The 3,622-nt window shown below is 72.7% G+C and carries 5 protein-coding genes and 2 pseudogenes; 5 read left to right on the plus strand and 2 right to left on the minus strand.

The features are described from left to right. A pseudogene (locus tag Q0L15_RS15375) lies at positions 1–311 on the plus strand (MFS transporter); the annotation flags it as partial. Positions 312–324: 13 nt separating this feature from the next. On the opposite strand, the gene Q0L15_RS15380 reads toward Q0L15_RS15375, so the two are convergent. Continuing rightward, positions 325–741, minus strand: coding sequence for a cupin domain-containing protein (locus Q0L15_RS15380; RefSeq protein WP_296605331.1), 417 nt, complete (start codon positions 739–741; stop codon positions 325–327). Between the two features lie 127 nt (positions 742–868). On the opposite strand from Q0L15_RS15380, the gene Q0L15_RS15385 reads away from it, so the two are divergent. From Q0L15_RS15385 to Q0L15_RS15400, 4 genes are all read left to right on the plus strand, one after another. Then, positions 869–1,390 (plus strand): SigE family RNA polymerase sigma factor, encoded by a 522-nt coding sequence (locus tag Q0L15_RS15385; RefSeq protein WP_296605332.1) that lies wholly within the window; start codon positions 869–871, stop codon positions 1,388–1,390. Positions 1,391–1,407: 17 nt separating this feature from the next. Then, on the plus strand, positions 1,408–2,268 hold the full coding sequence (locus tag Q0L15_RS15390) for a PASTA domain-containing protein (protein ID WP_296605333.1): 861 nt from the start codon (positions 1,408–1,410) through the stop codon (positions 2,266–2,268). Between the two features lie 22 nt (positions 2,269–2,290). After that, positions 2,291–2,590, plus strand: coding sequence for a hypothetical protein (locus tag Q0L15_RS15395; RefSeq protein WP_296605334.1), 300 nt, complete (start codon positions 2,291–2,293; stop codon positions 2,588–2,590). 168 nt (positions 2,591–2,758) lie between these two features. After that, positions 2,759–3,058, plus strand: a complete 300-nt coding sequence (locus Q0L15_RS15400) for a hypothetical protein (protein WP_296605335.1) — start codon at positions 2,759–2,761, stop codon at positions 3,056–3,058. 25 nt (positions 3,059–3,083) lie between these two features. On the opposite strand, the pseudogene Q0L15_RS15405 reads toward Q0L15_RS15400, so the two are convergent. Continuing rightward, a pseudogene (locus Q0L15_RS15405) lies at positions 3,084–3,622 on the minus strand (diacylglycerol kinase); the annotation flags it as partial.

The following is a 3,622-nucleotide window of genomic DNA, read 5'->3' on the forward strand; positions in this document are numbered from 1 at the left end:
CGGCCGACATGATCTCCGGTATCTTCCGCTCCACGGTGTGGAGCCAGACGATCCCTGAGGCGATGCGCGGCCGGCTGGCCGGAATCGAGATGCTGTCCTACTCGCTCGGCCCGCTCGGTGGCCAGGTCCGCGCCGGCGTCACCGCCGACCTGTGGACCGTGCGCGGCGCGATCACCAGCGGCGGCCTGGCCTGCGTCGCCGGCGTGGTCGTCACCGCCGGCATCCTGCGCGACTTCTGGAGCTACGACGCCAGCACCGACGAGTACGCCGTCGCCGAGCGCGCCGCCCGGGCAGCGGCGGGCGAGAGCTGAACCGCCGTACCGCTCAGTGCTCGCCGGTCAGGTGGGGCAGGTCGTCGAGGTGGGGGAGCAGCTCGACGCTCTCCTGCTCGTTGGGGTCGGTGCGGGCGACCAGGGCACGAGCCCAGAGCGTGGCGCTGGTGTTGACCGGCACGTGCGGCACCCCGGGCGGGATGTAGACGAAGTCGCCGGCGACCGCGATCGCGTGCGACCGGAGGTCCTCGCCGAACCAGACCTCGGTCTCGCCCTCGATGACGTAGATCGCGGTCTCGTGGCCGGCGTGCCGGTGCGCGTTGGCGCGAGCGCCGGGCGGGATCGCCAGCAGGTGGGCGCACAGCCCGACCGACCCGACGCTCTGCGCCGAGACGCCCTCGAACTGGTCGAGCCCCTGCTTGGACGTCGACCGGCTCCCGGTCGGGATCACCCTGACGGTGGGGTTCATGGGCCCAAGATCACATGAGCGTGGCACTCGCGGGGCCGATTCGACGTTGACCCGCCCGAAACTTTCGGGCGGGTCAACGCGGAACCGACGCGGGCCCCTGGCCCGTCGGAGGGGTGAGGAGGTGCCGATGGCACAGGACCGACCCCACGACCCCGAGGCTGACGAGTTCGGGGAGTACGTCGCCGCGCGCTGGCCCCGGCTGGTGCGCGCGGCCGTGTTGCTCGGGTGTACGCCGCACGAGGCCGAGGACGTCGTGCAGTCGGCGCTGACGCGCTGCCTGGTGAAGTGGTCGCGGGTCAGCCGCGCCGACGACCGGGACGCTTACGTCCACCGCATCCTCGTCAACACCTTCATCGACCACCGGCGCCGGATGTGGCGCAGCGAGGTCCCGACCGAGCGGCTGCCCGACCGCACGCCCGACCACATGGAGGCCGACGGCAGCCTCGCGGTGATCGACCAGATCGGCGTCGACCGGGCCCTGGCCGGGTTGGTCGAGGACCAGCGGATCGCCGTCGTCCTGCGCTACTACCTCGACCTGAGCGAGGCGCAGATGGCCGCCGTGCTCGGCGTCGCGCCCGGCACCGTCAAGAGCCGGCTCTCCCGGGCGCTCACCGCGCTGGGCGCCGACGCCAACCTGACCCACCCGTGATCCCAGCAGGAGGACCCATGGACGCCCAGCAGCTGATGGACCGACTCGAGGAGCGCGCCGCCGAGATCCCGGTGGGCCCGCCGCCGATCGGCCTCATGCGCGCCCGTGCCCGCCGCCGGCGTCAGGGCCGGGTGGCCGTGCTGGCCTCGGCGGCCGCCATGGCCGCGATCGCCGCGGGCCTGGCCTGGCAGGGCACGGGCGGCTCGGACGACGGCTCCCGCACGCCGATCGCCTCCGAGGGGCCGAGCGACTTCGACAGCCTGGCCGACGGCTACACCTATGTCGGCGCAGGAGACGTGGTCGCCGCCGTACCCCAGGGCTGGACGAGGAACGAGACCAACTGCGGCACCCCCACCGCCGACACGGTGATCATCGACCCGGGACCGACCTGCCTGATGCTCGTGCCGCGGCCCGCGGACGTCGACAGCCTGACGGTGCTTACCGGACGGACCCCCGTCAACGTCGCCGCAGGGTGGGAGCAGACCGAGGTGGCGGGTGAGCCCGCGCTGCGGTCCCGTGTCATCGTGACCGACGGCGTGGCCCGTCAGAGCGTCCTCCTCACAGCGCGAGAGGTGATGTTCGTAGCCGAGTCGTCGTCGGCCGACGGGGTCGACGTCGTCGACGGCATCCTCGACAGCCTCACGCTGCTGCGCGACCACACCACCGTGCCGGGAATCGGGGACATCGCCACACGGCGAGGCGGCAACGAGACGATGGCCGCCGCCTACGCACGGCGACTCCGAGGGCTCGGCCTCCAGGTCGAGGTCAGCACTGGCAAAGGCGGCGGCCTCGACCAGGGGACCGTGCTCGAGGTGACCCCGTCGGTGGGCTCGGTCGTCGCACCCGGCGACACGATCCGCGTGGTCGCCGCCCGCTGACGCCGCCTCGTAGCCTGGCGGCATGGCCACGCCCGAGCACACCCCGGACGGCCGGTACATCGTGGTCGACGGTCGACGCTGGCGCGCGACCGACCCGGCGATCCCCGACGAGCGCCGCGAAGAGCTCACCCGCATCCTGATGGCCTGGCGGCGCGAGGTACGCCGTACCCGCGACACCCCGGCCGAGTCGGAGACCCGCGCCATGGTGCAGGCCGCCAAGATCGCGCTCGGCGAGCGGGGAACGCCCTGGTGGGAGCAGTCCGACGAGGAGCGCCGCGCCCGCTGGAGCGCCGACCTGCCCACCCCTCCAGACCGGGAGTAGTGCCCCTCAGGCCCCCGGGTCGCCAGCCACTCCGACCAGCTCGGACCGCGCAGCAGCGCACCGGGACCTTCCCGGCGCTGCGCGGCTGGCTCGCTGGGAGCGCCTGAGCTCACGACCTCATCGCTGTGCAGGCCGGTGCTCCACGCCGTTCGCGGCTACGGTGACGCCGTGCGCCTGTACCACGTGACGTCGCGCCTCAACCGGGCGTCGATCGCCGAGCACGGCCTGGACTGGGAGCGCATGGGCGCGGCACCCGGGATCGCCGGAAGCCCGACGCCGGAGGTCGCGGGCGTGTTCCTGTGTCGAGACGAGTTCGAGGTGGGGTGGTTCGCGAGGATGAACAACACCGGCGGGCCGGTCGATGTCTGGGAGGTCGACGGAGTCGACCCGGACTCCCTGGTCGACAACGGCAGTGGCTACGGATACCTCGCTGCGAAGATCCCGGCGTCTCAGCTGACTCTGCGGTAGCGGGACAGCTGCTTGCGTCGCGCGCTCAACGGATCGTGCCGACCCCCGGGATCAGCGGCAGGTCGAGCGCGGTCACCCAGCCGGGCGGCAGTTCGTTGACGGCGGGTACGGCGTTGAGCGCCCGCAGCCCGGTCGCGAGGCACCCTGCGACCGCCGGGGCGCGGCCTGACCCGTCGGTGAACCGGAACGCGGTCTCCTGGCTGATCGAGGGCGAGCCGATGATGTCGACGCGGTAGACGTCGTCGGCCGAGCCGGCCGGCCAGTCCGGCGCCGCGTCCAGGCCGATGCGGTTGACGTGCTCGAGCGTGATGACCTCGCGCCCGTCGTACACGCCGTTGATCGTGAACCGGATCGCCGCCACGTTGCCGGCCTCGATGACGCCCTTGGCGGTCGTGCGGTCGCTGGGCGTCACCCACTTCTCCCAGGTGGTGGTGATCTCGTCGAGCTCGATGCCGGCGGCGTGCGCGATCATCGGCACGGTCGCGCCCCACGCCATGATCAGCAGGTCGGGGATCTGCAGCAGGGGTGTGTACGACGGCGGGCGGCCGATGCCCATCTCGTCCT

The sequence above is a fragment of the Nocardioides sp. genome (assembly GCF_024509035.1).
Classification (GTDB): Bacteria; Actinomycetota; Actinomycetes; order Propionibacteriales; family Nocardioidaceae; genus Nocardioides.

Bases quoted from the DNA above. Each gene is read 5' to 3' on its own strand.
- Q0L15_RS15380 (WP_296605331.1), bottom strand. From the start codon at position 741: ATGAACCCCACCGTCAGGGTGATCCCGACCGGGAGCCGGTCGACGTCC.
- Q0L15_RS15385 (WP_296605332.1), top strand. From the start codon at position 869: ATGGCACAGGACCGACCCCACGACCCCGAGGCTGACGAGTTCGGGGAG.
- Q0L15_RS15390 (WP_296605333.1), top strand. From the start codon at position 1,408: ATGGACGCCCAGCAGCTGATGGACCGACTCGAGGAGCGCGCCGCCGAG.
- Q0L15_RS15395 (WP_296605334.1), top strand. From the start codon at position 2,291: ATGGCCACGCCCGAGCACACCCCGGACGGCCGGTACATCGTGGTCGAC.